General features: G+C 54.0%; 25 protein-coding genes. 20 read left to right on the top strand and 5 right to left on the bottom strand.

What is annotated here, in order from left to right; translation table 11 throughout:
- The first annotated feature begins 7 nt into the window (after positions 1-7).
- From otnI to QN370_RS03600, 3 genes are all read left to right on the top strand, one after another.
- Positions 8-796 carry a 2-oxo-tetronate isomerase gene (gene otnI, locus QN370_RS03610; protein ID WP_322125808.1) on the top strand — a complete coding sequence of 263 codons (789 nt, stop codon included), beginning with the start codon at positions 8-10 and terminating at the stop codon, positions 794-796.
- Positions 793-1,770, top strand: coding sequence for a D-erythronate dehydrogenase (denD, locus tag QN370_RS03605; RefSeq protein WP_322125807.1), 978 nt, complete (start codon positions 793-795; stop codon positions 1,768-1,770). Before otnI ends, denD begins: the two co-directional genes overlap by 4 nt.
- A 249-nt stretch (positions 1,771-2,019) precedes the next feature.
- Positions 2,020-2,907, top strand: a complete 888-nt coding sequence (locus QN370_RS03600; RefSeq protein ID WP_322125806.1) for a LysR substrate-binding domain-containing protein — start codon at positions 2,020-2,022, stop codon at positions 2,905-2,907.
- Positions 2,908-3,005: 98 nt separating this feature from the next.
- Here QN370_RS03600 and QN370_RS03595 read toward each other — a convergent pair whose 3' ends face one another.
- Positions 3,006-4,583 carry a Rieske 2Fe-2S domain-containing protein gene (locus QN370_RS03595; protein WP_322125805.1) on the bottom strand — a complete coding sequence of 526 codons (1,578 nt, stop codon included), beginning with the start codon at positions 4,581-4,583 and terminating at the stop codon, positions 3,006-3,008.
- 314 nt (positions 4,584-4,897) lie between these two features.
- Here QN370_RS03595 and QN370_RS03590 point away from each other — a divergent pair, with 314 nt between their 5' ends.
- From QN370_RS03590 to QN370_RS03580, 3 genes are all read left to right on the top strand, one after another.
- Complete coding sequence (locus QN370_RS03590; protein ID WP_322125804.1) at positions 4,898-5,923, top strand: PDR/VanB family oxidoreductase; 1,026 nt, start codon at positions 4,898-4,900, stop codon at positions 5,921-5,923.
- 127 nt (positions 5,924-6,050) lie between these two features.
- The gene (locus QN370_RS03585) at positions 6,051-6,899 is read left to right on the top strand and encodes a class II aldolase/adducin family protein (RefSeq protein ID WP_322125803.1); all 849 of its coding nucleotides are present in this window, start codon (positions 6,051-6,053) and stop codon (positions 6,897-6,899) included.
- Between the two features lie 98 nt (positions 6,900-6,997).
- Entirely contained in the window at positions 6,998-8,302 is a 1,305-nt protein-coding gene (locus QN370_RS03580; RefSeq protein ID WP_322125802.1) for an MFS transporter, read from the top strand.
- A 362-nt stretch (positions 8,303-8,664) separates the two neighbouring features.
- Here the strand turns inward: QN370_RS03580 and QN370_RS03575 are convergent, their stop codons facing one another.
- Entirely contained in the window at positions 8,665-9,717 is a 1,053-nt protein-coding gene (locus QN370_RS03575) for a DUF5694 domain-containing protein (RefSeq protein ID WP_322125801.1), read from the bottom strand.
- A 109-nt stretch (positions 9,718-9,826) separates the two neighbouring features.
- Entirely contained in the window at positions 9,827-10,015 is a 189-nt protein-coding gene (locus QN370_RS03570) for a hypothetical protein (RefSeq protein WP_322125800.1), read from the bottom strand.
- 378 nt (positions 10,016-10,393) lie between these two features.
- On the opposite strand from QN370_RS03570, the gene QN370_RS03565 reads away from it, so the two are divergent.
- The 8 genes from QN370_RS03565 to QN370_RS03530 all read left to right on the top strand — a co-directional run bounded on the left by QN370_RS03565 (position 10,394) and on the right by QN370_RS03530 (position 18,268).
- The gene (locus tag QN370_RS03565) at positions 10,394-11,599 is read left to right on the top strand and encodes an ABC transporter substrate-binding protein (RefSeq protein ID WP_322125799.1); all 1,206 of its coding nucleotides are present in this window, start codon (positions 10,394-10,396) and stop codon (positions 11,597-11,599) included.
- 66 nt (positions 11,600-11,665) lie between these two features.
- On the top strand, positions 11,666-13,171 hold the full coding sequence (locus QN370_RS03560; RefSeq protein WP_322125798.1) for an amidase: 1,506 nt from the start codon (positions 11,666-11,668) through the stop codon (positions 13,169-13,171).
- The gene (locus QN370_RS03555) at positions 13,158-14,048 is read left to right on the top strand and encodes a branched-chain amino acid ABC transporter permease (RefSeq protein WP_322125797.1); all 891 of its coding nucleotides are present in this window, start codon (positions 13,158-13,160) and stop codon (positions 14,046-14,048) included. The genes QN370_RS03560 and QN370_RS03555 overlap by 14 nt, the downstream gene beginning before the upstream one ends.
- Entirely contained in the window at positions 14,045-15,019 is a 975-nt protein-coding gene (locus tag QN370_RS03550; protein ID WP_322125796.1) for a branched-chain amino acid ABC transporter permease, read from the top strand. The genes QN370_RS03555 and QN370_RS03550 overlap by 4 nt, the downstream gene beginning before the upstream one ends.
- Positions 15,016-15,738: an ABC transporter ATP-binding protein gene (locus QN370_RS03545; RefSeq protein ID WP_322125795.1), complete on the top strand. Its 723-nt coding sequence runs from the start codon at positions 15,016-15,018 to the stop codon at positions 15,736-15,738. The genes QN370_RS03550 and QN370_RS03545 overlap by 4 nt, the downstream gene beginning before the upstream one ends.
- Positions 15,731-16,465, top strand: a complete 735-nt coding sequence (locus QN370_RS03540) for an ABC transporter ATP-binding protein (RefSeq protein WP_322125794.1) — start codon at positions 15,731-15,733, stop codon at positions 16,463-16,465. The genes QN370_RS03545 and QN370_RS03540 overlap by 8 nt, the downstream gene beginning before the upstream one ends.
- Positions 16,465-16,980, top strand: a complete 516-nt coding sequence (locus QN370_RS03535; protein WP_322125793.1) for an ureidoglycolate lyase — start codon at positions 16,465-16,467, stop codon at positions 16,978-16,980. The genes QN370_RS03540 and QN370_RS03535 overlap by 1 nt, the downstream gene beginning before the upstream one ends.
- A gap of 133 nt (positions 16,981-17,113) precedes the next feature.
- Positions 17,114-18,268: a M20 family metallopeptidase gene (locus QN370_RS03530; protein ID WP_322125792.1), complete on the top strand. Its 1,155-nt coding sequence runs from the start codon at positions 17,114-17,116 to the stop codon at positions 18,266-18,268.
- Positions 18,269-18,300: 32 nt separating this feature from the next.
- On the opposite strand, the gene QN370_RS03525 is transcribed toward QN370_RS03530, so the two are convergent.
- Positions 18,301-18,996, bottom strand: a complete 696-nt coding sequence (locus tag QN370_RS03525; RefSeq protein ID WP_322125791.1) for a FadR/GntR family transcriptional regulator — start codon at positions 18,994-18,996, stop codon at positions 18,301-18,303.
- 260 nt (positions 18,997-19,256) lie between these two features.
- Between QN370_RS03525 and QN370_RS03520 the strand changes: the two genes are divergently transcribed.
- The 6 genes from QN370_RS03520 (at position 19,257) to QN370_RS03495 (ending at position 25,273) form a co-directional block, all read left to right on the top strand.
- Positions 19,257-20,117: a fumarylacetoacetate hydrolase family protein gene (locus QN370_RS03520; protein ID WP_322125790.1), complete on the top strand. Its 861-nt coding sequence runs from the start codon at positions 19,257-19,259 to the stop codon at positions 20,115-20,117.
- 140 nt (positions 20,118-20,257) lie between these two features.
- Entirely contained in the window at positions 20,258-21,421 is a 1,164-nt protein-coding gene (locus tag QN370_RS03515) for an alpha-hydroxy acid oxidase (RefSeq protein WP_322125789.1), read from the top strand.
- Between the two features lie 18 nt (positions 21,422-21,439).
- Positions 21,440-22,237: a class II aldolase/adducin family protein gene (locus tag QN370_RS03510; RefSeq protein ID WP_322125788.1), complete on the top strand. Its 798-nt coding sequence runs from the start codon at positions 21,440-21,442 to the stop codon at positions 22,235-22,237.
- Between the two features lie 942 nt (positions 22,238-23,179).
- Entirely contained in the window at positions 23,180-23,524 is a 345-nt protein-coding gene (locus QN370_RS03505) for a WYL domain-containing protein (RefSeq protein ID WP_322125787.1), read from the top strand.
- Between the two features lie 151 nt (positions 23,525-23,675).
- Entirely contained in the window at positions 23,676-24,146 is a 471-nt protein-coding gene (locus QN370_RS03500) for a hypothetical protein (protein ID WP_322125786.1), read from the top strand.
- 977 nt (positions 24,147-25,123) lie between these two features.
- Positions 25,124-25,273 (top strand): hypothetical protein, encoded by a 150-nt coding sequence (locus QN370_RS03495; RefSeq protein WP_323581668.1) that lies wholly within the window; start codon positions 25,124-25,126, stop codon positions 25,271-25,273.
- Positions 25,274-25,342: 69 nt separating this feature from the next.
- On the opposite strand, the gene QN370_RS03490 is transcribed toward QN370_RS03495, so the two are convergent.
- Entirely contained in the window at positions 25,343-25,480 is a 138-nt protein-coding gene (locus QN370_RS03490; protein WP_323581667.1) for a hypothetical protein, read from the bottom strand.
- Positions 25,481-25,696 lie beyond the last annotated feature (216 nt).

Below are 25,696 nucleotides of genomic sequence, written 5' to 3'. Positions count from 1 at the left end.
GACTGCCATGCCCCGATTTGCTGCCAACCTGACCATGATGTTCAATGAAGTCGCCTTCCCGCAGCGCTTTGCCGCGGCTGCCGCGGCCGGTTTCAAGGCCGTCGAATTCCTGTTCCCGTACGATCACAGCCCCGCTGAAGTCGCCGCGCTGCTGCAAGAAAACCAGCTGCAGAACGTGCTGTTCAATTTGCCGCCGGGCGACTGGGCTGCCGGCGAACGCGGCATCGCCTGCCTGCCAGGGCGCGCAGAAGAATTCCGCGCCGGCGTGGCACGGGGCATCGAGTACGCGCTGGCAATGGGTACGCCACGACTACACATGATGGCCGGCCTGGTGCCGGCCGGCGCTGACATGGCCATGCATCGCGAGCAATACCTGTCGAACCTGCGCCATGCGGCGGAGGAGCTCGGCAAGCACGGTCTGATGCTTCTGCTCGAACCGATCAATGGCCGTGACATGCCTGGCTATTTCCTGAGCGGACAAGCGCAGGCGCATGCATTACGCGAAGAATCGGGGGCGACCAACGTCAAGGTGCAGATGGATTTCTATCACGCGCAAATCGTCGAGGGTGACCTGGCGATGACGCTCAAGCAGCACGTCGACGGCATTGGCCACGTACAGATCGCCAGCGTCCCGAGCCGCAATGAACCGGATGACGGCGAAGTCAATTATCCGTACCTGTTCGCGCTACTCGATGAGCTCGGCTACGACGGCTGGATCGGTTGCGAGTACCGTCCGCGTGGCCGCACCGAAGACGGTCTGGCGTGGCTGAAGGCAGCGCAGGGAGTGCAATCATGAAGGTACTCATCACCGGCGGCGCCGGTTTTCTCGGCCAGCGTCTGGCTCTGCAATTACTCAACATCGGCCAGCTGACCGGCAGCGATGGAGCACGCCACAACATCGAACAACTGGTGCTGATCGATGTCGTGGCAGCGTATGACTTCGGCGATGCGCGGGTACGCGTGGTCACCGGCGATATCGCGAACGGCGCGTTACTGCGCGAGGTGATCGATACTGATACCCGTGCGATCTTCCATCTGGCGGCCATCGTCAGCTCGCATGCCGAAGCCGACTTCGACCTTGGCATGCGCATCAATCTCGACGCGCCGCGCCTGCTGCTGGAAGTCTGCCGCGAACGCGGACACCAACCGAAAGTGGTCTTCACCAGCTCGGTCGCGGTGTATGGTGGCGACCTGCCCGCGGTCGTGCTCGACACCACCGCACTGAATCCGCAATCGTCGTACGGCATGCAAAAAGCCATCGGCGAATTGCTGCTCAACGACTACAGCCGGCGCGGCTTTGTCGACGGCCGCGTGCTGCGATTGCCAACCATCAGCGTGCGTCCGGGGCTTCCGAACAAGGCCGCCTCGTCATTCGCCAGCGGCATCATCCGCGAACCACTCAACGGTGTCGCATCGGTCTGTCCGGTCTCACCCGATACCCGTCTGTGGCTGCTATCGCCACAACGTGCGATCGATGCGCTGATCGCCGGGCATGACTTGCCGGGTAGCGCGTTTGGCACCAGCCGCACGGTCAATTTGCCGGGTGTCTCGGTGAGCGTCGCCGGCATGCTGGCCGCGCTGGAAAAAGTCGCGGGTTCGGCACCGCTGGCGCACGTCACCTTTGCGCCGGATCCGACGGTAGAGCGCATCATCCGCAGCTGGCCAGGTTGCTGGGACGTGACGCGAGCACACGCAATGGGACTGGTCGGCGATACCGATTTCGACGCCATCGTGCGGGCCTACATCGCAGCCGAACTGCCGACGAACTGACAACGCACCGACCTTTGCCACCTGCTCCTTATCGTCCTGGGCTGGTGGCAAACCGAGCGCATGAAGATGGCCGAAAACTTTGAAGTACAGCAACACCCCAGATAGCGTGAAATCAAGATTCCGTGCGCTCTCCCGGAAAAACAAATCTGCGCAAAACCGGCAATGCTCTGTCATCATGCGGCCCGACACTCGGCCCGACACTCGGCGTACGCACTCGAGCCATCGGTCAGATTCTTACAGGAGACCTGCTTGAGCATCAATTTCCACCAGTTGCGCTGTTTTCACGCGGTTGCGCTGCACGGTAGCTTCACGGCGGCCGCACGCAGCCTGTTCATTGGTCAGCCCAGCATCACCACCCATGTCAAGGCTCTTGAACAGCGTTTCGGCATCGAACTGTTCTATCGCCATGGCCATATCGTCGAACTGACCCATACCGGGCACAAGCTGATGGTGATGACGATGCGTATCTTTACGCTGGAAGCGGAAACCGAGGAAACCTTGCGCGCCGCCGGCGGCCTGCTGGAAGGGAAAATTCGCATCAGTGCGTTCGATCCGGTGCAGGTCACGCGCATGGCGGCAGCCTTTGGCCTTCAGTATCCGGAAGTGATGGTTTCTGTCGCCTTTGGCAACATCGGCGAATTGCGCGACAACCTGCTGGAACTGAAAGCCGATGTCGCCATCCTGCCGCAACTGGGTGACCAGCGTTTCTTTACCATTCCCTATCGGCGGGCCCGGATTTCACTGCTGGTCGGTCTCGGCCACGCCTGGAGCGAGCGCCACGAAGTCCAGATCCGCGACCTCGAAGGCCAGCGCATCGTGACCCGCGAAAGTGCCTCCATGCAACGCAAGGTGTTCGATACCCATCTGGAAGAAGCCGGCGTCAGTGTGCGCCGGGTACTGGAAATCGACAGCCAGGAAGCGGTGCGCGAAGCCATTGCCTACGGCATGGGCATCGGCATCCTGCTCGATGTCGGCAATTTCAAGGACCCGCGTTTCCGGGTAATCGAAATCGCCGACACGCCGATGTTCATCGACATGGAAATCGGTTGCCTGGCAGAGCGCCGCGAAGCGCCCGTGATCAAGGCGTTTTTTGACGTGGTGCGGAGGATGCAGGATGGGGAAGAGTCAGTGAATTAACATCCTCCTCCCACATCAACCTTGCGGTCGCCGCTGACGCGGAAAGAAAACATATTGCTGTGCGAGCGATCCATTCGCCGCACCGGCTTCAAAAAATGCTACAGGCCCTGTGCCTGTGCCGCCGTCGTCTGCGCCGCCGTCGCCTGCACCTGTCCAGCAGACACTTCCAGCGCCACCATCTGCGCCTTGACGAACGCCGTTCGCACGTCGCCCTTCATGCTGTCGCTCTCGGTGAGTATCTGCACCAGGCGCTTGGTGATCGCCCGCCGCTGGAGTACCTCGTCTTCGACCGTTGCCCCCTGCGGCACGTCCAGCACGTTGCCGCTGCAATAGCTGTTAGGGGCGCCGCTCCAGGTCTTGAGCCAGTTGTAAAAACTCTCGGCGCTGGCGTTCGGATTGGTGCCACGCACGGCGTCACGCAGCATCTTGCGAAACAGGTAGACGCCGGCGTCGAACTTGGTCGGGTTTTCCAGTGCATGAACTGCGATGGGGCGCTGGGTGGTGATCGCTTCATAGTCGCCAGGCGCCTGTTGCGCATCCTTGTAGCAAGCACGCTCGCGATGGTTGGCCGGGATCGGTGGGAAGTCTTCCAGCTTGTAGTCGCCAAAACGTTCCGGACGGCGCATCGCAACCTGACCTTCAAGGAAATCGATGGTTTCATATCCGACCATCTCACGCACGCCGATGCCACGCGTGTCGATGCCCGGACCCATCACGCGCCAGCCGAGCATGACGCTGTTTTCATCATCGACCGGCACTGTCCAGCGAATGATATGGAAGCGGCTGAAGTGCTTTTTGGCGACGCCGCTTTCCGAGGTATAGGCATGCAGGCTCAGGTTCGGCAATGCCTGGTGCTGGACCCGTATGAACAGGCGATCCTTGTCAACCCGGCGCGCGCCAGCACAGGCCAGGCCCCGCCCCTCATGAATCGGCACAAAATGCATGTCCGGAGGCACCTCCATCGAGGCAGCGCCGACTTCATTAAAAGTCGTGCCCTGGAAGTTTTCATCGACCACGTTGGAGGAGTTATGCAAGGCGGTCGGATGAAAATTGTCGGCCGCATTGTCCTGCACCTGCAGCCAGTTCGCATGCTGGAAATTACTGTAGGGGACCAGTTCGTCGCCCGGCGCCACGGTAAAGTTTTCTTCCCACTCCGGGAACGGCGGCTCCAGATCCGGTGGACCCATGTAGGCAAATACCAGTCCGTTTCGCTCGAAGGCCTTGTAGGCACCTTGCTGGATCGAGCAGGCAAACCGTTCCGCTTCCTTTTCTTCGCCCTTCGGAAACGGTACATGAATGCAGGTGCCATCAACATCGAACACCATGCCGTGATAACAGCAGCGGATGCCGTGCTCCTGGATTGCGCCGTATTCGAGCGACGCGCCACGATGCACGCAATGCGCATGCAGCACGCCGATGGCACCGCTCTTGTCGCGAAAGGCCACCAGTTCCTCGGTCAGTATCTTCAGGAACAGCGGCGTGTCACCGAGCTGCGCTGACATGCAGACCGGATGCCAGAACCCACGCATGTATTCACCCATCGGCGTCCCTGGCCCGGTTTCGGTCAGTTCCGGATCGTGCCCCGGCACCTTGTTGGTGTAATAACCGCCGAAGGCGGTGAGCTTCTGCGGCTTGACGTTGGCATTGCGCTTGTCGTTATCTACTTTTGTGTCCATCTAGGTCTCCTCTGTCCGGTTCATCGAACCATCTGATGCGTTACAAATCAGGCTGGTCTCCAACATAAAGGCCGGGACGTTCGCTGTCGAATTCATTTTCGCCATGGGACCTATTGGCAACCCGGCATGAGGCCGTGCCGCATCAGACCCTATCGGCTGAATCAATAGAGACCATCTGATAATCCGATTAGACGAATCCGGCGGACGCCGTTTAGCATGAAAAAAACAAAGGGATACCCGATACATCCCGCTGATCCGGGGTACGGATGCCGTTGCAGGCACCGGGTAAAACTCATCACCATCAAGGAGACACAATGAACACCATGACCGATCCCGGCATGCGCCAGAACGCAGCGTCACCGGCCCACCTGACCCTTTTGGTCCGCCAGATCCGGTGCGAAGCCAATGGTATCAATTCCTATGAACTGGTCGACCCTAGCGGTGCCGAACTGCCGCAAGTCACCGCTGGTGCGCATGTCGACGTCCACCTTGACGGCGGCATCGTGCGTCAGTATTCGCTGGCAAACGACCCGGCAGAACGTCATCGCTACGTCATCGCGGTACTGCGCGATGACGCCGGGCGTGGTGGATCGAAGGCGGTCCATGCATCATTGAAAGTGCGCGACCTGATTACGGTTAGCCAGCCGCGTAATAATTTTGCGATTGCCAGCACCGCCACCCGACACCTGTTGCTGGCAGGTGGCATCGGTCTGACGCCACTCAAGGCAATGGCGCATCATTTCGAGCGTACCGGCGCCGACTATGCATTCCATTACTGCTGCAAGGGTGCCGACTTCGCGGCGTTTTCACAGGAGCTCGCGCCACTGATCGAATCCGGTCACCTGACCATGCATTTCGATGGCGGCAAAGCCGGTGCCGGTCTTGACCTTTGCGCGCTGCTCAAGATGCATACCGCAGGCACCCATCTTTACTACTGTGGCCCGACCGGCTTCATGGATGCCTGTGCCCGCGCCACCAGTCACTGGCCGGACGGCAGCGTGCATTTTGAACATTTCAAGGCCCCGGCAATTACCGGCAGCGCGGGCGCTTCCGCAGATTCCAATACCGATGATTTCCAGGTGCAGATCGCCAGCACCGGCGACGTGCTGCAGGTACCGGAATCAAAAAGCATTGTCGAGGTTCTGCGCCACGCGGGCATTGCGATCGAAACCTCCTGCGAAGCCGGCCTTTGCGGTACCTGCAAGGTTAGGTTCATCTCAGGTGACGTCGATCACCGGGATTTCATTCTCAGCGATGCAGAACATCGGGATCACCTGACCGTCTGCGTTTCACGCTGCAGCACTCGTGCTGGCAACAAGCTGCTGGTGCTCGATCTCTGAGCGAGACGTCGCACGCCCTACCTGGCCTGGCGTGGCATCGACAACCCGATATTCCCTTTCACCTCGCCATTAAGCGGCAGCACCGCTTGGTTGTGGCGTGGCCTTCCCACCCGAGTCTGGAGTAATCATGAATACCGTTGTTAAACAAAACGAACTGCGCAGGACCAGCGCCCACCCATCGAATAATTCAATCTACAAGCCGAAGCAGGCCGGCCTGATCTTTCCGACGATCCCGGATTTCGAGACCTTTGCGCAGGAGCGCCAGCATCGCAAGGAACGCCTGGTGGCAGCCTGCCGCGCGTTTGCGCTGCATGATCTCGATTACGGTTTTGCCGGCCACCTGACGATCCGTGATCCGGAATTTCCGGAACTGTATTGGACCAATCCGATGGCAGTCCATTTTTCACTGGTCAAGATGTCGAACCTGATCCTGGCCGACCATACCGGCAAGGTCGTCGAGGGCAAGTATGCCTTGAACCGTGCCGGCTTCGTACTGCACGCGGCGGTGCATGAAGCCAATCCCGACATCGTCGCCATGTGCCACGCTCACTCGGTCTACGGCACCGCATTTGCCGCGCTCGGACGTCCGCTTGATCCGATCACTCAGGACGCTGCTGCATTCTTTGAAGATCATGTCGTGATCCGGGATGAAGCCGGTGCCGTCGCAGTCGAAGAGAACGCCGGCCTGTCGGTGGCGGATTACTTCAAGAACGTCAAGGCGGCGATCCATCAAAACCATGGATTACTGACAGTCAGCCGCCACAGCATCGAGGCTGCGGCGTTCTGGTTCATCGCACTCGAACGCTGCTGCAAGCAGCAAATGCTGGTGGAAGCCACCGGCATCAAGCCGCTGATGGTGCCGCCGGCAGCAGCGCGTTATAGCCGAGAACACGTCGGCAGCGAATACATCGGCTGGCTGCACTTTCAACCGATCTACGAACAGTTGGTACACACCAGCCCCGACATGTTCGAATAAAAACTTCGTTACAGAAGACCGGGCAACAAGAAACAGGATGGCGGGCCGGACCCGTCATCCGCACCGGGCAATCCATAAAATAATAACTGGAGACAAACATGCAAAATACGGCAACCGGCGTACCGCCGCTGGTCAAGGATTTCGAGGAGGCGACCTACAGCAAGGTCACCTGGCGTCTGATCCCGTTCCTGTTCATCTGTTACGTGTTCGCTTATTTGGATCGGATCAACGTCGGCTTTGCCAAGCTGCAGATGCTGAGCGACCTGAAATTCAGCGAAAGCGTCTACGGCCTCGGGGCAGGCATCTTTTTCATTGGTTACTTCCTGTTTGAAGTACCGAGCAACATAGCGCTTCATCGTTTCGGTGCCCGCAAGTGGATCGCCCGCATCATGATTAGCTGGGGTGCAATCTCGGCCTGCATGATCTTTGTGACAACGCCGACCATGTTTTACGTGTTGCGTTTTTTCCTGGGCGTGGCAGAAGCCGGGTTTTTCCCGGGCATTATCCTGTACCTGACCTACTGGTATCCATCGGCACGGCGTGCCAAGATCACGGCACTGTTCATGACCGGCATCCCGATCGCCGGCCTGATAGGCGGCCCGCTATCGGGCTGGATTCTGAAACGGTTTGACCAGTTGTATGGCATGCCGGGCTGGCAATGGCTGTTCCTGATTGAAGCGATTCCATCGATCATCACCGGCATCATCGTCCTGTTTTATCTGAACGACAAAATCAGTGATGCCAAGTGGCTCAGTCCGGCGGAAAAATCGCTGCTGGAAAAAAATGTCGCCGCCGGTGAAAAAAACATCGAGTCGCACAGCGTATTTGGTGCCTTCAAGAACACCAAGGTCTGGGTCTTGTGTGCCTGTTATTTCGGCATCATCATGGGGCTGTACGGGATTTCTTTCTGGCTGCCGACGCTGATCAAGGCCTCCGGCGTTACCGACGCCCTCGACATCGGCTTGCTGACGATGATTCCGTATGGCGTCACTGCAATTGCCATGGTCCTGATGGGACGTAATTCGGATCGCATGTTCGAGCGGCGCTGGCATGTCGCGATCCCGGCCGTCGTCGGTGCCATCGGCCTGATCGTCAGCACTTTCTATCCGCAAAACACCGCACTGGTCGTGCTGGCACTGACGGTCGCCACCGGCGGCATCTTTTCGGCTCTCAGCCAGTTCTGGTCGATACCGCCGGCATTTCTGGGCGGAGCGGCAGCGGCAGCGGGAATTGCGCTGATCAATTCGGTCGGTAACCTTGCCGGCTTTGTCAGCACCTACATCGTCGGCTGGATCAAGGACATGACCCAAAGTACTGACATAGGGCTTTACGTCATCGCCACATCGCTTGTGATAGCTGCGGCGATCGTGCTGACCATGCCAAAAAAACTGGTGAACAAGTAAAAGCTCATCGTTGGCCGGAGTGACTTGAAGTTGTAGGACGTGGCAATAAAACCGCTGTCCAGCCTGGTGCTGCCGGACAGCGGGCTGTCGCGGATGGTGCACCGGTTTCCAGGCGCGGCACCACTACATATGTCGAAAGTCGAACGATCGACTAATTTGCTCGAATAATAGCCAATATTGAATCCGCCACAGAGCCAAGGCTCATAAGGCCTTTCAACAAACAGCGTCCAAAGTCGCGCTATTGCAAAATGGCTATACCAACCGGCAATCACTTTGCGCGCAAACTAGGTATGACGGCCTGCATTCCATCAAGGTCAACCAGAATTAACTGCGACTGAATTGGCAAGAAGCCGTCTATCGCGTCATTCCAGTACTCTTTCCACGTCGACAATGTTCACACCTTGGAGTTGACCGAGCCAGGCATCGAACCACGGTTTGTGTGAGGCCCCGACGATGGTAAGTACGCGAGCCCCTGGCCGCTCACGGAAGGTTTCGCGGATGTTAGCCACCATGCGTAGATTGCGGATTTCCCAACCGGCCACCCACATCTGCGGGTAGCCTTGTGGCGATGTTGCGTTCAAAGCCAGTCTGACGTTGGTTTCGGCTAATACCCGAAGATGTTCCGGTTCGTTGATGTAGCGGTATAGCGGCAGCAGATCGTGCGCCTGCGACAGGGCATGCTCTCGTTTTATGCGCTCTTTGAACTCCTCACTGCCCGTGCCCCAGGCCGCCTCAATCGACTGGCCAAACGCCTTGATGTCTGGCACATCGATCTTGTCACCGGTATGGTTGTCGACCGCGTGGACCCGCGGCAGACCCAGTCGCGCGGCCAGGCGCGCGGCCAACTGGAATTTCTCATCGTTGCGTTTCCCGTCCTGCACAAGCATCTCCACCAGCGCGGCGCTCAAGCTGTCGCCGGAGCGGCGCTCGGCATCGGGTAGTTGTAGCCACTGCACGTAGGCCGAGACGCGGTCGTTTGCCGCAAAAAACAGCCCCGCCAGATGGCGCCGCTGCGCCGCTGTCGGTTGCGCCGGCCAGGCTTTTAAGGTCATGTCCACTTCAACGATGGCGGCAGGAACGTCCAGCCCAGTGGCTTCCCTGGCCGCGTCGGTGGGCCCACAATAATCCGTGCCGTATTTTGCTGGATGGCGGGCAGCGAGATCGCATTCCTCGCCAGACTCTTCCTCGATGGTGATGATGTCGGGGCTGAACGTCGCCAACCGGTCGAGCACGCGATCAAGCGATACGGCATTGAAGTCTTTTGGCATCTCGCGCAGATGCACGGTCCCCAGCACTAGTATTTTTGACCGTGGCCCGACCATAGCGCGACCTAGCGCCGTCAGATCGACCTGAGCCTGTGCTGCCAACGGCAACGTCAACAGCAATCCCCGAATCCAGTTTTTCCAATTACCCATCGCTTGATGCTCCTCGCACTTTAAGAACAGCTTTCACGTGACGATCCACAGGAGCGCTTGAGCATTGGAGGGTCGACGATCTTGGGTGCCAGATCGGCTGTCCGGCCAGTTACCGGCGGGCCAGCTTGCTCACGCCGTAGTGACGCACGTCGCCCTTCTCGTCAATATCCATATCCGGAACACCCATGAAGTTGGTGCGGTACATCATCAGTGACGACCGCACCACTATATCGTTCTTCGCACTACGTTGCCGTTGCAGCTCAAAAGCCAGATCCGACAAGGAACGTCCGCTTTTCATGAGAATCTCCAATCAATAAAAAAGCGGAGACACCTCCCCGCACGGGGATTGTGTCCCCGCCGGGGTGATGGACACGGTGGCAATCACAGTATGTTTTCGGATCCCCGCAGGACCATTGCTGTCATTGACCACTTGGTCATGTTGATTGATGCAATCCAACCAAAGCTTATCGATGCAATGTCTGACAATAATCTGCGCCAAGGCTGGCATTCCGCACTTGTCGAAAGATACGATTTCAGGAGGGTATCCCGGATCTAAAATTTTATTGCACAAAAAAAATAATAAGATTACATTAAGTGGTAGTACCGGTAAGACCAGAAAGACGAACGAGGTAGGACCGGCTGAGACATCACTATTTCCAACTCTAGAAAGACGACCATGCAACGCATTCTTCTCGTTCCTCTATTTCTGGCATTTATCAGTGGCGCTACCCATGCTCAAGAGCCGATTGCCATCGGCATTAGCATCGCCCAATCCCCACCAGGCTCGGTCGTGCAGGGAGTGCAAGTCAAGGACGGCGTTGAAATCATTAAAGACATGATCAATGCACAAGGTGGTGTACTCGGACGGCCGATTAAACTGGTTTATGAAGACAATCAGGGAATCCCCGAAAAAGGGAGATCTGCAACTGAAAAACTCATCGTCAAGGACAAGGTTGTTGCCGTCACAGGCGGACATCAAAGCTCGGTATGTTTAGCTGAAATCGAAGTCGCCCATCGCTACAACGTGCCTTACATTAATACAAATTGCTGGTCGGACGACGTCCGAAAAAAAGGTTACCCCGAAGTCTTTAATCCAGGAAATTACAACACCAGAGTATCCACGGCAATGGCTGAAACAATTGTCGCCATGGGCGTAAAGCGCGTGGTCGCCTTTGCAGAAAATACCGATTATGGTATCGGCCAAGCCAAATTAATGGCGGAGATGATCAAGGCGAAGGCCCCGCAAGTCGACTTCAAATTTGAGACGCTGGATCGGACAGGTAAAGATTTCACTCCAGCGATACTCGCCCTGCGCGCAAATCCTCCCGACATGGTGGTCAATGTGATGTTGCCACCGGCTGCCTACATCCTGATGAACCAGCTCTATGAGCAACGCGTTGCACCAAGTCCCAAGACCTGGATGTATGACGGGGCCGGCCTCGCCGACTATCCGGATTTCTGGCAAAACGTCAAGGACTCCGGAAAGTACATGCTCTCGTTTGGTCTCTATCATCCAAAAATGCCGATGCCGAAAATTGGACAGGACGTTGCTGCAGAATATTTCAAACGCACTAAAGGCGAGCCTAATCGCCTCATTTTTCAGGCTGCCGATTCGCTACTGACCATTGTAGAAGCGATCAAACAAGGCAAGAGTGCCGATCCCGCAGTGATCACCAAAACGCTCAAAACAATGACCGTCGAGGGTGCTCGCGGCAACTTCACATTCTCCCAAACACCGGGCGTCACTTTCCAGCAATGGGCTGATATTCCATATGTCAATTATCAGCTCACGGAAGTCAATCAACCGGTTTCAAAAACCAATTTGATCCAGGGCCCGGGGCAAGCGCTCGATGTCAGCAAGCTGCAAAAACCCGCCAAATAAAAACGCCGCATCGCCTGGCCGGCAGCGGCCGGGCCGTTTAACCAAATTGGGCCTCATGTGAACAACTTGCGACAATCGTTAGTCGACTATGTCGACTGGCTTGGCTATGGCCACGGCGAACGGGTAGAAGCGTGGATTGAGCGACTCGGCATGAATATGCCGGAGCTGCAGCACTTCCGTGCACAGACGACTCCATCTTGTCCTGCCTATGTAGCCAGCCCAGCGGCCATGCCAGTGGCCGATGGCGTGCCGGACCGGGTACTGGCCATTAAAGTAACACCAGATCAGGAAATCCTGGACGCCATGGATCGTGCCAAGGAACTGGCGCACTGGAACATGTTCACGTGGTTGGCAGCTGAAATACCGCAACGGGAACCCGGCTTTTTGGGTGGAATGCTCGTGGCAATAAAAGATTTAATGACCATCGCGGACAGGCCGCTGAGCGGTGGATCTGCCGCATTGAACGATACGATTGCGCTACGTGATGCAGAAGTGGTCGCAAGATTGCGACGGGCAGGAGCTGCATTTATTGGCGCCACCAATCTGCATGAATTGGCTTATGGAATTACCAGCGACAACCCACGTTTCGGCAGAGTAGTCAATCCTGCCGCACCAGACAGAATCCCAGGTGGATCGAGTGGCGGGTCGGCAGCCGCCATTGCTGCCGGCATTGTCCACGGTGCCCTCGGAACCGATACGGCGGGCTCGATCCGGGTGCCAGCAGCATGTTGTGGCATCGTCGGTTTCAAACCGAGCTACGACGTCTTGCCAAGGAAAGGCGTGCTTGATCTCGCACCCACTCTGGACCATGTCGGTCCCATGGGGCGGACCGTGGCCGATACGGCAGCCCTGTTTGCTGCCCTTCTGGACTTGTCGGCAATGCCGGCTTGGCGCTATGACAGCCTGGCCGGACGCAGGATCGCCCGGCTTGCTGGCTACTTCGATCAGCCGCTAGCACCGTGTTTGAGAGAGATGTTAGCCGAAGCTATGGAAACGCTTTCTGAAGCTGGTGCAACCTGCTCGGTAACTCAAATCGACGGGATGAACTCTGCAGCGTCGATCCAGTTAAACACGATTTGTGCCGAAGCCAGCGCGACCCACAACGCGTTGTTGCAGCAGAACGGTGAAGCCATTGGCGAAGATGTCCGGGTCAGGCTTGAAATCGGAAATTTTCTGCCAGGGCACTGGTATCTCAAGGCGCAGAAAATGCGATCCCGGTTGGCTAACGATGTGGACGCGGCATTCGGCCAGGCCGACTTTTTGATTTGTCCAACAATGCGCACCGCGGCTCCCGCTATCGGAGCGACACACGTCGACATTGAGGGTCGCACTTATCCGCTGCATACCGCAGTGACGCAACTAACCATGCCATTCAACCTGACAGGACACCCTGCCATTTCCATTCCATGGAGCCACACTGAGGACGGCGCGCCGCTCGCCCTGCAGATCATCGGCAGACGAAGCGCCGACTGGCAGGTTCTGGCGATCGCCGAGTTGCTAGAAACACTTTCACCATGGACCAAACGGCAAACAGCCGACAACCTTGAAAGAGACCGTCATGCTGGCAATTGATCTGCTTGTTAATGGTTTGATCTTCGGATTGTTTTACGCACTGATGGCCGTCGGACTGGCCATGATTTTTGGCGTCTTGAAGGTAGTGAACTTTGCCCATGGCGAGTTCTACATGTTGGGTGCTTATGCCTACGTACTTGTGTCGCTTAAATTAGGTGTCTCGCCGTGGATCGCCTTACCCATCGCTGCGGCTGTAGGCGCTGCTGTCGGTTGGCTGGTGGAACGCACACTGATGCGTCCGTTATACAGCGGGTATGCAAGCTGGAGCATCATGAAGGATGAATATGCCGTTGTCGTCACCTTCGGTCTGTCGCTTCTGCTGATCAACCTTGTCGACAAAGTCGTCGGACCCTATCCGATGCGCGGCCCGGAGCTCATCGAGACCACCCGATTCTCTATCGGACCTATCATGCTCAACGGTCAAAAGCTGATTGCGGCAGGTATCTCGCTGGCGGTCCTCATCGGACTTGCCCTGTTCATCAAAAAGTCACTGTGGGGACGCCAAATCCAGGCGGTCGCACAAAATCGATTGGGTGCTTCGTTAGCAGGCATTGACGCTACACGCACCACCAGCATGATTTTTGCCATCGCGGGTTTGCTCGCGGCGTTATCGGGTGCTTTGCTAGCACCGGTCATCAATCCGTCTCCAGATATCGGCGCGTTTCCTGCAATCAAATCCTATGTCATCGTCGTGCTCGGTGGAATGGGTTCGATTTGGGGGGCAATGATTGCAGCCTTGTTGCTTGGTGTGTTCGAGGCATTCTTCGCGGTGTATGTGTCTTACGCCTATCGCGATGCGTTCGGATTGCTGCTCCTGATCCTGGTACTGATATTCAGACCGCAAGGTTTGTTCGGCGAGAAAGGACGGGAAGTATGAGCGCCCCTCGTAATCTGTGGGCCAACAGGCTACGCACGGATTTTCAGGCAGCGTTAGGCATGATCGTCGCACTGGCCTGTATCCCATTATTCGTGAGCTCGCCGTATTTGCTCGGCATCGTCATTGTCAGTATGTACTTCGCGATGCTGGCAATGGGATGGAATCTGCTAGCAGGATTCACCGGTCAGTTCTCCCTTGCTCCTGCCGCTTTCGCCATGCTTGGCGCCTACACGACAGGACTGCTTAATTTCCATTTAAAAACGCCGCTTGCGCTGGGCCTTCCGGCAGCCGTGCTGGCGACTGCTTTCATAGGATGGGTGCTGGGACGGCTAATTCTGCGTCTGCGCGGGCCCTATCTGGCGCTGACGACATTGTCGTTTGCCGAAATCGCACGCGTCGTCATCAGTAATTCGTATGAATTCACGAGAGGAGACCGAGGACTGAACGTACCAACGCTGATGCAAAGCAGGCTCGGTTACTACTATTTATTTCTGGCGGTGCTGGTCTTCATGTTGATTGGACTCTATCTGCTCATGCGCTCAAAAGTTGGACGTTTTTGGCTGGCAATCCGGGATGACTCAATCGGCGCGGAAACGCGCGGTATCGATGTGGTGCGATATAAAACCCTGGCCTTCGCCCTGTCATGCGCAATGTGCGGCTTTGCCGGTGCACTCTATGGCACATTCAGCCAACTTGTCAGTCCGGAACTCGGCCTTCTGTTGCAAACGGGACTGGTCATTTCGATGGTCGTTATCGGGGGTATCGGCACCCTGTCGGGGCCGATCCTCGGTGCGCTGTTGGTCTATCTTTCGTCGGAATGGTTGCGAGAAATTGGCGGCGTGCAGTTAATTGTTTTTTCTGCGCTCGTCATCCTGTTCGCACGGTTCTTTCGCACGGGAATATGGGGCCTGATTACCACCTGGCGTCCGCGTGAAAAGTCCAAATCTGATACTGCCACGGAGTCAACATGAGCCTGCTGATGACAAAGGAACTTTCACTTCATTTTGGCGGCGTCGCAGCAGTGGACGGTGTCAGCATTGACGTCGAAGAAGGTGAAATCCTCGGCTTGATCGGGCCTAATGGATCGGGCAAGACAACGGTACTCAACATGCTGTCGGGATTTCTCCGTCCCGATGCCGGTGACGTCATTTTTGCAGGTGAAAATGTAACGAGTCTGACAACGGTTCAACTGGCCCAGCGCGGCTTGCTACGGATGTTCCAGATGACACGTGTTTTCGGACGTGTCACAACGCTGGACAACATGCTGGTGGCGGGTATGGCCATGGGACTGAGCGAAAAGGAAGCCAATCAACGCGCTCAGGTGCTACTGAGCGAACTGGCCATGACACACGTCCAGTATCTCAATGCGGGCGAGTTATCAGGAGGTCAGCGAAAGCTTCTTGAGTTCGGCATGTGCTTCATTAAACCTCCGAGAATGGCGCTGCTGGATGAACCCTTTGCCGCCGTCCATCCGGTGATGCGGGAAGCCATGGCTAACTTCATACGGCGCCGACATGCCATGGGCCAGACATTTGTCCTCGTCAGCCACGACATGCCGATTGTTATCGAATTATGTCAGCGCTCCGTTTGCATGAATGCAGGCAAAGTCATTGCGGTGGGATCGACCCGCAGCGTGTTGGAAAGCACGCCGGTGATAGAAGCGTACCTTGGGGACTCCAGCCATGACTGAACTACTACTCAACGTCGAAAATGTAACAGCAGGCTATGCGCAGGACATCGACGTCTTGCGTGATGTTTCGCTACAAGTTCATGCCGGGAAAGTAAGTGGACTGATAGGCTTGAACGGTGCAGGAAAATCGACGGTGGTGAAAACAATCTGTGGTTTCTTAACGCCAAAAGCTGGAAAAGTCAGCTTTCTTGGTGAGTCCATCTCTGGGGTAGGACCGCACCAATTGATTGATCTTGGTATCTGCTGCATCCCGCAGGAATCCAGCCTGTTTCCCTATCTGACCGTCGAGGAAAATCTTCTGCTACCTCTGCAGGGGCGCAGGAAGAAATTCGCTGATGTCATTGCAGAGCGCTTTGAGGAAGTGCTGACCGCCTTCCCTGCCGTTCGCGAGAAACGACGAGCGCAAGCGGGTGACCTTTCCGGAGGACAGCAGAAACAGGTGGAGTTTGCCAAAGCCTGGATGCAAAACCCCCGCATGTGTCTGATCGATGAACCGAGCATCGGACTGTCGCCGATCATTGCCGAAGAAGTTTTTACGTGGATAGAAAAATTTACCCAATCCGGCATGGGGATTTTATTGATTGACCATAATGTAAGACGCGTTGTGCGGATGTCTGATCACGTCCATGTGTTAAGTCTTGGCCGGATTACTGCTGCGGGTAAAAAGGAAGAGTTTCAGGGAGATCTTCATGAACAGGTAAAGCAGTGGTTAGGGCTCATCTTTTAATGCGACATATCGAATGCATCAGCGTCACCACAAAAAACTTCGTCCGCTTCGGACTGGTCATCGACCCCGATAGCTGTGCACCCGAACTTATTAACGATGGAACGACAGAGCGATATCCGGAACTGGCCTGCTTTGACTCGGATAGTCAGGCCGGTGGTCCAGTCATCGGGATTTACATTGCAAAAGCACGCCACTTTCCATTGGAGATTACAAAGCTTGAATGCCATCAGCAGGCCAGCCAGGTTTTTATTCCAATGGGCATGCACCGCTTTATTATTATCGTAACAACAGGTCGAGACAATCCGGAGTGGGAAAATATCACCGCATTCATTACATCACCAGGTCAGGGAATCAGCTTGCATAAGGGAACCTGGCATCACGGCTTGATTGCCCTTAATGATGCGGATCGGTTCGCCGTCATTGAGGGACGTCATTTCAGAGAAGACACGCAAGAACACAGTGCGCCGCAAAAACTAGTACTGGATGCTCCCGACCAGGCAAAAATCACCCGCTAAGCATTGCTGCTTGAGTTGGATAGAAACGCTCGGCGCTATCACCAACTGTTTTCCGCAATCAAGGCCTGCTGGAGAAGCTACTGATTCAGCAAAATCGCAGCGTAATCCGTGTATTCAATAAATAAGGATGCAAATGTCAGACAACTCAGTAAGAAACGCTGCCAACGATGCTGTTGAGTTGACACAGACTCTGCTCCGCATGAACACGATTAATCCACCCGGCAATGAAGACCAGTGCACGATGTACTTGGCGGAACTGCTGTCAGCAGCCGGTTACGACTGTCGCCTGGTTGACTTCGCACCCCACCGCAGCACCCTTGTCGCGCGCATTGGCGGGCACCCTGACAAGCCACCCATTTGCTTCACCGGGCATGTCGATGTGGTTCCACTGGGCACAGCGCCATGGAGGTATGACCCGTTCGGCGCGGAAATTATGGGCGACAAACTTTACGGTCGGGGTTCCAGCGATATGAAAAGTGGTGTTGCAGCCTTCACCATCGCAGCGATCGCCGTGGCCGACGAGATCAAGGATAGCGCGGGCCTGACCCTGATCATTACGGCGGGCGAAGAGATCGGCTGCGAAGGCGCATTCCATCTGGCTGGCCTGAAAGATGTGGCCGAAATCATTGGCAAGGCTGGAGCACTCGTGGTGGCGGAACCAACCAGCAATGAACCTATGGTGGGACACAAGGGCGCGCTCTGGCTCAAAGCCAGTGCGACCGGCGTGACCGCCCACGGATCCATGCCCGAAGCCGGCGACAACGCCATTTACAAGATCGCACGCGCTGCATTGGCGATGGAAGAATTCAATTTTTCTACCCCGGCCCATACGCTCATGGGACAAGGGACACTCAACGTCGGAACGGCACGTGGTGGTTTGAATATCAACTCAGTGCCTGACGCTGCCGAAATGACCATTGATATTCGTACCGTTGCCGGACAGGATCACGGTCAGATATGGCAATGTCTGTGTAACCGCATGGGTTCGGGCATTGGCCTGCAAACCCTCCTGGATATTGACAGCGTTTTTACAGAACCTGATAACCCCTGGATACAAACAGTATTCGCACGCTGCCAGCCGTTGTTCGACAGTCCTCTCAAACCAAAGACCATCTCTTATTTCACTGATGCAGCAGCCTTGCGTGGGCCGCTAGGGATGCCGCCAACCGTCATTCTTGGGCCGGGAGAACTCGACATGGCGCACCAGACGGACGAATTTTGCTACGTTGCGCGGATCGGCGAAGCGGAAAAACTGTTCCGCCACATCATGTTGGACTGGAACAAATGATCAGAACTGCCTGACATTTATACTGCTCAGAATCAAATTGCATTTTTCTTGCGCACCCGATGGGCGCGTTTTTGCGCGTTGACGATGTGCGCTTTCATGTCACTACTAGCTGCTTCCGGATCTTTTTTCTTCAGCGAAGCGACGATACCGCGATGTTCAGCAACGACGGATCGGTGATTCGTCTCCGAAGTGTCAAGAAAAGCAATGTTCTTGCTCTCCGTCATGACCATATTGAACGTGTCAAGAATTTCCAGTAACAGCGGATTACCTGACAGTTCAGCCAGTTTGCGGTGGAATTGGCTGTCAGCCGCGCTCATTGCAGCCAGATTGCCGTCATCCACTGCGGCTTCGAGTTGATCGACCAGCGTATCCAGACTGTTGATTTTTTTCAGCGGCACTTTCACTGCAATCAGCTGTACCGACAAGGATTCGAGCGCGGCACGCACCGCATAAACGTCTTCGAGTGTGTACTGCGAGGCGAAACGCCAACGTGCTTCTGATTCATCCGGCTGGACAACAAACGTGCCTCGCCCTGCTTCGACGCTGATGAAGCCCAATCCTTCCAGTGCCGAGATGGCCTCGCGGATTGCCTGCCTTCCAACCCCCAGTTCTTGCGCCAGCACGCGTTGCCCGGGCAACGCCTGACCGACTGGATAGGTACCGGCTTTGATACCTTCCTGAATGATTTCTACAGTGCGCTGCGTTGCGGTCTGCTTAGCGTGTTTCATGGTTTATCTTTTTACGACGAAAATGGAATAACGAAATCTAAAAATACTGGTGGGAGATAAGTTTAAATAAGTGTACCGTACAGGTATGACCGGTAGTACCATATTTTACAACGGATGCAGGAATTTTTCAGCATCTCTGATGTAACGCACAGGCATGACGCTAATGACTGTCCAATCCGGTTTTATACGATCATCAACAATTCCGGTCGACACACCGCAAACCAAATATTTTTAGACCTTTCGTGAATGGGTTATTAATAATGAAACTATGTAGATATGGCCACATTGGCAAAGAGCGGCCTGGACTGATCGGCCCTGACGGCGAACTGCGAGATTTGTCCGGCGTGATCACAGACCTGACTCCGGAACAGCTTTGCCCAGACAAACTAGCCGCACTGGCTAAGATCGATCCCCGTTCGCTTCCCTTGGTCGAGGGTACGCCACGATTGGGAGCACCGGTGCATCACATCGGGAAATTCATCGCCATCGGTCTGAACTATCGCGATCACGCAGAAGAAGCCGGCTTGTCGATCCCGACAGAACCGATCATTTTCATGAAAGCTACCAGCTGCATCAGCGGGCACGACGACGATATTATCGCGCCGATAGGCTCAACCAAACTCGACTGGGAAGTCGAACTTGGCATCATCATCGGCTCACAGGCACGTCATGTTTCAGAGGCTGATGCACTCGATTATGTAGCGGGATATTGCGTGGCGAATGATGTGTCCGAACGAGCGTTCCAGTTTCAGTCATCCCAATGGGACAAGGGCAAAGGTTGTGACTCCTTCGGACCGCTAGGCCCTTGGCTTGTCACGAAAGATGAAGTCAATGATCCGCAGAACCTTGATTTATGGCTGGATGTGAATGGCAAGCGGATGCAGACAGGAAATACAGCAAAGATGATTTTTAGTGTTCGACAAATCATCTCCTATTGCAGTCGATTCATGACGCTGCAGCCTGGCGATGTCATCATCACCGGCACGCCACCGGGTGTTGGAATGGGCTTCAAACCGGAACCAGTGTGGCTAAAGCCCGGCGACATCGTCGAACTGGGAATTGCTGGTCTTGGTTCACAACGCCAGCACGTTGTGGCAATGGCGGTAGTTGTCCATGGTTGAGTCCCTCTAGAAAAACCACATTGAGCTTCATTCAAACGTGAAGATAGCGCGACGCTCGCATCACAACTACGTTGCCGTGGCAGGGACCCGCGTTTTGGCCACGACTGATGTCATCGAGCCACCCAATGAGCGATTGAAAAATGTCCATCATTACCAGCATTGAAGATCTCCGCATCCTCGCCAAAAAACGTGTGCCACGCATGTTTTATGACTATGTCGACTCCGGGTCCTGGACAGAATCAACATACCGCGCCAATACAAGCGATTTCTCTGCTATTAAATTCAGGCAAAAAGTCGCGATCGATATCGCCAACAGAACACTTGAATCGAGCATGGCAGAACAGTTGGTGTCGATGCCCGTTGCTCTTGCGCCAACTGGGCTGGCAGGCATGCAGCATGCCGATGGCGAAATTCTGGCAGCCAGAGCGGCGGAGCGTTTCGGGATACCTTTCACCTTGTCGACAGTCAGTATTTGCTCGATCGAAGATGTTGCTGCACACACGAGCAAACCCTTCTGGTTTCAACTGTACATCATGCGCAATCGTCAATTCATCGTGCAATTACTGGAGCGTGCAAAAGCGGCGAATTGTTCTGCATTAGTGCTGACACTGGATTTGCAAATCCAGGGGCAGCGACACAAGGACTTGAAGAACCGCCTTTCGGCACCGCCCCGACTGACGATGGCCAATGTGCAGAACATGATGACAAAGCCGCGTTGGTGCCTAGGCATGCTGCGCACCAAGCGTCACGGCTTTGGCAACATCATCGGGCATGTCGATGGTATTTCGAACATGACTTCCTTTGCGACCTGGGTTGCTGATCAATTCGACCCATCGCTGTCTTGGGATGATGTCAAGTGGTTAAGACGGCTCTGGCGGGGAAAATTGATTCTCAAGGGAATTATGGACGTCGATGATGCGCGCATGGCCGCCGATTGCGGTGCCGATGCGGTGATCGTTTCCAATCATGGTGGTCGCCAACTTGACAGTGCGCCGTCGGCAATTTCTGTACTACCCGATATCGTCGCGTCAGTTGGTCATCGTATCGAGGTACACATGGATAGTGGCATCCGCACAGGTCAGGATATTCTCAAGGCATTGGCCTTGGGGGCAAAAGGCGTCTATGTTGGTCGCTCCTATCTTTATGGCCTGGGTGCAATGGGTGAAGAAGGCGTGACCAGGAGCCTCACTATCTTGCGCAATGAACTGGATTTAACGATGGCATTTTGCGGCGTTTCGGATGTAAAAAAAGTTACTCAGGATATTCTGATGCCGGGTACGTTTCCGGTCAGCAGGACATGTTAAAGACCCTTGGAGATTGCCATGCAGGACAACAAAATCACCTTCAGTAGTTTCGAGCTACCGGCAGGCAAGTCAGTAAGTGCCGGCAACATCAGCGCAGAGGAACAACAAGTCCGCATCGATCTGGCCGCAGCCTATCGTTTGTGCGCGTTATTTGGTTGGGATGATTTGATCTACAGTCATATCTCGGCGCGCGTTCCAGGACCGGAACATCATTTCCTCATCAATCCGCTCGGTCTGGCATTCGATGAAATCACGGCCTCTAATCTCGTCAAAATTGACCTCGACGGTAATTTGATCGGTGACAGCATTTATCGTCCCAACGCGGCTGGTTTTGTCATACATGGCGGCATACACATGGCGCGAAAAGATGCGGGAGCGATCCTGCACCTCCATACCGAGGCAGGTATGGCGCTGTCAATGTGTCAGGATGGACTGTTGCCGCTGACTCAGCATGCAATGCGTTTCCATGGCCGCATTGGTTACCATGATTACGAAGGTATTGCCCTATCGACGGAAGAGCGCGATCGCATCATCATCAATTTGGAACAGCATGCGGCGCTCATCTTTCGTAATCACGGTACGCTGACGATCGAAAAAACAGTTGGCCATGCTTTCGTTGAAATGTTCTATCTGGAAAAATCGGCACGTAGCCAGATGCTGGCGCTGGCAAGTGGTCAACGTCTATCAATGCCCACAGCAGAAGTCGTCGCGCTAACAAACGCACAGTGGGTCAATGATCTTAATAACCCTGTTTCGCGTGAATGGCCTTCATTGTTGCGTAAGCTGGATCGACTTGATCGTTCGTATCGCGACTAATACATCGTCACAGAAAATATGAATTTTTATTTGATCAGAAAGGCGCAACAGGGGTCCGTACCGCCTCATGGTGGCATCGTTCAGGGCACGGGATGGGCCTCCCATCCGGTCGTCACTGAGGCCGCCAAGGGCTATATTTTTCTCCATGGCAATATAGTTTCCTGATGACAAGATTTAGAATCGTCAAGACTGTCAGTCACGCTCGACGCTCGTTAGTTGTTCGCGATGGGCCTGGGAATATGCTAGATGCGCGTCGCCGGCGGGTGCATGGAAAGGATAAATGAACGAAAAAGGGCCAAGATCGCTTGGGTACGCCAGAAGAAAATTTAATTGAGGCATAGAAATGGAAAGACAAGAAAAGGAAAAAATAGCCGTTTCACATCTACGACCCTACACGGATGGAGGTGCCACAGTGCTATCGAGATCATCCCCAGTCGCACGCACATTAAAGAAGTGCGATCGACATTACTCAACCGGGACGATGCAAATTAGTTTGCTGTTCTGATTAAAATGTGCCTGAACTAAAAGCTATTCGTATCCGTTGGGTGGTCTTGGTCTGCTAGTCGCTAATTCAAGTCCGGGTCCGGGCCCGGAAGAAAAAAATAAGCATTAAATCACAGGGTTACACGCTTCGGCCTGTGGCCCTTTTTACGTCGCCCGCTCAACCTTATTAAGGTTCAGTGGGCGGGCGCGGCGTTCAAGACAGGTAATCTTTCTTAGCGAAATCGTCACAATTTTAGTTGATGCTTAGCCATTTTTTCGTTGGCTTTGGCGTGATTGTTGATGTTGATGCCAAGTTAACCTAGGCAGCCGAAAATCTCTGCCCTACTCATACGCTTCAGAAACCTCGACCCAACACGGGATTGAAGACATTCGATGTGGGGCAGTCAAATTCAGCCCGGTAAGTCAAAGTCGAGTAAGCGCCAACAGTCGTAGTCCGCATTGATCTACGGGAAACCTTGGAACGATCAAGTTCATAAACAAAGATACGCTCGCCACCCGGCGGGCAACACCACTCTTGAAAGCGATCATGTCCATCAAATCACTCGCAATCGTCTCCGCGCTTGCGCTGAGCACCTTCGCCACCAACGTCCATTGATCGCAAATCAATTGATAGAAAAAGAACTGGAGGACGGAAGTCTTATCGCTTCCGCCAAGGTCGGCCACCCTAACCAGGTCTTGCCGATCGTGCATTATTGGATACCACATATCCGCATAATTAGTCCCGAGAGATTGCAAAGCGAGATGGAGCAGGAATTGCGGAACTACGCAGTCAATTTCAAATAGCGCTGGTTTTGACCCAATCGCGAGCAATGACTCTGATGCCCGTAGTTGAGGCAATTGAAAAGCGCTATTTCTATAAATTTATGTAACGACGTAACAAGTTCTAGAGAGTGTGTTTTGCAACAATTCGATTAAACATAGGGAGAGCAATAACATGGCAAAAATTAAATTTAACAAACTTGAAAATTTTGGATTTTGGCTCGGACTGATTCCTTTTGCCGGTGCATTGGTAGCATGCTCACCCGTATCGTCCGGCTCTGCAGAGGCATGCGCGGCCTTGAATTCAACCATTGATCGTAATATCGTAGAAATTGCAGTGTCAGATACGGAGGGAGAGGGGAAAGACACGAGTGCCATGCAGCAAGGAGCGCGCTTTGCTCAAAACAATAATCGATTGTCTACTATTATTCTGAATCTCCAATTGCAGGCTCAAAACAAATGTCCGCCACGTCAAGTACCAATAGACGCGTCAATCTACTCAAAGCAAGCATCGGACTGCTATCTGGCAAGGATGGAACAGAGTATAGAAAATTATGGTTCAGATGAAGGCAAAAAGAAAACAATAAAAACAAAAGCCACTTTAGCTTGCGACTTCAAGATTTGGAACACGCAAGTGGCTAAATAAATCGTCATTATCGTTTATTTATTTTGATATTTGACTCCTAAATTAGTTTACTCTTCCAAGCATTTTATATGCCATTATTGACATTACTTTTTCGACGTTTTTTATTTTGAATGGCGTCGAAGTCTTACTAGGGACGCAATCAAGTTTATCTGATACAAAGAGCACAGAGCCTCGCAAATATCTTAGTAAACTGGATGGCCAATCGGCTGCTAAATGTGTCGTAAAAAATATTGATGAACGCCTCTCCTTTATGAATGTAGTCGTGTCACCTGATGCTCCGCGACCGGGTGTTATTGAAATACATGCCCGTTCTGAAGCTGGATTTGCCGCAATCGTAGAAGTCTCACCGAAGGAAGGAGAAAGCTTGGTTACTACGTGGATATCTAATCACTAGCCCGATAAAAGAACAATTACGAATCGAATTACTGAAGACTGTTGAGATGGAATAGTAGCAATGGTTGGAGTATGAAGTAAAACATCTTCAATGCTCCCATTATGTGCCTTGTTCATTTGACTTTTACCTCATCAACCACACTGAAAGAAATAGCTTTGATTTGGATATTTTTGATTCTCGCTGCACTTGGTACATCATTATTTAATTTTGGTGCCGCCTCAGCAAAGGTAGTGATTCTCTTGTTGTCATTGAAGGTTGCTCTGGTAGTTATTGTAATTCTCGTCGGACGACTGCTGTGGAATCGGTACAAAAAGAAATAAATTCGCTGCTGATGTAACAGAGCCAAAACTTGTCAATTCAGACCAAGCCTGCTCACCATTAGGTGCGTGGGCTTTTTTTTATTAAAAAATAATCTACCCAATTCAGACTCTACCTATCCCTACTAACATAAGGACTTTCATGGCTTCATTCAATGCACTTTATCCCAATTTCACCATTATCATCAATTGGAAGGCCAAAGGATTCGGCTGTGCCAAAGCTTGCTCATACTGGGCAGTCTCTAAACTGAAGTGCAACACCCAACTTGTCGCAACTGACGCAAGGCGATCTCGACGCCATTGCTTACCCGATGAATACCTGCTCTCGCAAAGTGCTCGGCTATCGAAGCCCGCTCGAAGTCTATGGCGAGATCATCAACAATATGAAACAGGCCGAATCGTCTACGACCCATTAACGTGTTGCACTTGTTTATTGACTCCGCCATGCCTTCTTGTGGGCTTGTTTTCGGCGTATCTAATCACTATCACAACGTGAGCTTAAAAAGCTTTTTTGCCAAATCAATACCAGCGATAGTCATTTTCATGATGGATGCTCCTTTCATTGAAAGATGATGCCGCTCCTGTTTTGACACCTCGATGTCTTCTTGAAAGAGGGCGTCCATTCCATTAATGCCGCGAGCTGGACCATTTTCGATTGCAAGGAGCTACAACTACACCTAGCGAAAATGGAATTTAAACCACGCTGCTTTTTACATGGAACCGTTTCCCGCATTCCGTCCACCTATGACTCGTTCCAACTATCACCCAGTCCTGTTGACGTTCGCGATCAGAGTTTTTCCAACTCAAATGTGACCCAATAGAAGATCAAGGTAAGGGAG

The sequence above is a fragment of the Actimicrobium sp. CCI2.3 genome (assembly GCF_035019065.1).
Classification (GTDB): Bacteria; Pseudomonadota; Gammaproteobacteria; order Burkholderiales; family Burkholderiaceae_D; genus Actimicrobium.
Note: the sequence above shows the minus strand (reverse complement) of the source record. Positions and strands in the feature narration are given on the sequence as shown.

Coding starts and splice junctions, on each gene's coding strand:
- otnI (WP_322125808.1), top strand. CDS start 8: ATGCCCCGATTTGCTGCCAACCTGACCATGATGTTCAATGAAGTCGCC.
- denD (WP_322125807.1), top strand. CDS start 793: ATGAAGGTACTCATCACCGGCGGCGCCGGTTTTCTCGGCCAGCGTCTG.
- QN370_RS03595 (WP_322125805.1), bottom strand. CDS start 4,583: ATGGACACAAAAGTAGATAACGACAAGCGCAATGCCAACGTCAAGCCG.
- QN370_RS03590 (WP_322125804.1), top strand. CDS start 4,898: ATGAACACCATGACCGATCCCGGCATGCGCCAGAACGCAGCGTCACCG.
- QN370_RS03585 (WP_322125803.1), top strand. CDS start 6,051: ATGAATACCGTTGTTAAACAAAACGAACTGCGCAGGACCAGCGCCCAC.
- QN370_RS03580 (WP_322125802.1), top strand. CDS start 6,998: ATGCAAAATACGGCAACCGGCGTACCGCCGCTGGTCAAGGATTTCGAG.
- QN370_RS03575 (WP_322125801.1), bottom strand. CDS start 9,717: ATGGGTAATTGGAAAAACTGGATTCGGGGATTGCTGTTGACGTTGCCG.
- QN370_RS03570 (WP_322125800.1), bottom strand. CDS start 10,015: ATGAAAAGCGGACGTTCCTTGTCGGATCTGGCTTTTGAGCTGCAACGG.
- QN370_RS03565 (WP_322125799.1), top strand. CDS start 10,394: ATGCAACGCATTCTTCTCGTTCCTCTATTTCTGGCATTTATCAGTGGC.
- QN370_RS03555 (WP_322125797.1), top strand. CDS start 13,158: ATGCTGGCAATTGATCTGCTTGTTAATGGTTTGATCTTCGGATTGTTT.
- QN370_RS03550 (WP_322125796.1), top strand. CDS start 14,045: ATGAGCGCCCCTCGTAATCTGTGGGCCAACAGGCTACGCACGGATTTT.
- QN370_RS03545 (WP_322125795.1), top strand. CDS start 15,016: ATGAGCCTGCTGATGACAAAGGAACTTTCACTTCATTTTGGCGGCGTC.
- QN370_RS03540 (WP_322125794.1), top strand. CDS start 15,731: ATGACTGAACTACTACTCAACGTCGAAAATGTAACAGCAGGCTATGCG.
- QN370_RS03535 (WP_322125793.1), top strand. CDS start 16,465: ATGCGACATATCGAATGCATCAGCGTCACCACAAAAAACTTCGTCCGC.
- QN370_RS03530 (WP_322125792.1), top strand. CDS start 17,114: ATGTCAGACAACTCAGTAAGAAACGCTGCCAACGATGCTGTTGAGTTG.
- QN370_RS03525 (WP_322125791.1), bottom strand. CDS start 18,996: ATGAAACACGCTAAGCAGACCGCAACGCAGCGCACTGTAGAAATCATT.
- QN370_RS03520 (WP_322125790.1), top strand. CDS start 19,257: ATGAAACTATGTAGATATGGCCACATTGGCAAAGAGCGGCCTGGACTG.
- QN370_RS03515 (WP_322125789.1), top strand. CDS start 20,258: ATGTCCATCATTACCAGCATTGAAGATCTCCGCATCCTCGCCAAAAAA.
- QN370_RS03510 (WP_322125788.1), top strand. CDS start 21,440: ATGCAGGACAACAAAATCACCTTCAGTAGTTTCGAGCTACCGGCAGGC.
- QN370_RS03500 (WP_322125786.1), top strand. CDS start 23,676: ATGGCAAAAATTAAATTTAACAAACTTGAAAATTTTGGATTTTGGCTC.
- QN370_RS03490 (WP_323581667.1), bottom strand. CDS start 25,480: ATGGACGCCCTCTTTCAAGAAGACATCGAGGTGTCAAAACAGGAGCGG.